Origin of the sequence: Janibacter sp. RAF52 (assembly GCF_052114035.1) — a bacterium.
Taxonomy (GTDB): domain Bacteria; phylum Actinomycetota; class Actinomycetes; order Actinomycetales; family Dermatophilaceae; genus Janibacter; species Janibacter hoylei.
Window position 1 is genome coordinate 1 of sequence record NZ_JBFRDY010000027.1, and the last position, 961, is coordinate 961.

Below are 961 nucleotides of genomic sequence, written 5' to 3' on the forward strand. Positions count from 1 at the left end.
CGCATTTCCCTAGGGCGTGTCTGGCAAAGATTTGGGTTTGGGTGGGGCAGCGTGGACGACATGACGCGATTTCAGGTGCTGTCGGATGCGCAGTGGCGGCTGATCGAGCCGTTGCTTCCTGCTCGCACGGGGCGTCGTGGTCGCCCCTTTGCGGATGCTCGCACGATGATCGAAGGGATCGCCTACCGCTACCGGGCAGGGATCGCGTGGCGTGACCTTCCGGAGGCATTCGGGCCCTGGCAGACGGTGTGGACGTGGCACCGCAGGATGGCCGGTGATGGCACGTGGGACGAGGTGCTGGCCGTCTTGACCGCGCAGGCGCAGGCAGAAGGGCTGGTCGACTGGTCCTTGGCGGTGGACTCGACCGTGACACGCGCTCATCAGCACGCCACCAACATCACCCGCCACACAGGGGGATGGATCGAGTTACACGAATCTGACGAGCGAGCCGCCTGACCACGCGATCGGCCGCTCCAGAGGCGGGTTGTCCACGAAGATCCACCAGCTCGTCGACGGGAGGGGGATGCCGCTGGTGACCCTGATCGGACCCGGACAAGGCGGCGACGCACCGATGCTCCTGCCGTTGCTGGACCAGCTACGCGTATCCACCGCCGCGGGTCAGGTCCGTACTCGACCCGAGGCAGTCATGGGTGACAAGGCCTACTCCTCCAAGGCCATCCGCGCCCACCTTCGCTCCCGCAAGATCACCGCAGTCATCCCCGAACCCGACAACCAGATCAACAACCGACTCCGCCGCGGCAGCGCCGGCGGACGCCCACCCTCCTTCGACCCAACCGCCTACCGCGGTCGACACGTCGTCGAGTGCCGCTTCGCCAAGCTCAAGCAATGGCGCGCACTGGCCTGCCGCTACGACAAGCTCGCCCTGACCTACCGCGCCGCCGTCGTCCTCCACGCAGTGATCGCCTGGACCCAACTTTTGTCAGACACGCCCTAGGGAAAT

General features: G+C 66.1%; 1 protein-coding gene. It reads left to right on the forward strand.

Annotated elements, in window-relative coordinates:
- Nucleotides 1–60 precede the first annotated feature (60 nt).
- Nucleotides 61–955 (forward strand): IS5 family transposase gene (locus AB4Y78_RS15600; protein ID WP_441737293.1). Its coding sequence is split into 2 segments (ribosomal slippage): nucleotides 61–417 and nucleotides 419–955, totalling 894 coding nucleotides; the frame shifts between segments, so codons are not numbered across the junction.
- Nucleotides 956–961: the final 6 nt, after the last annotated feature.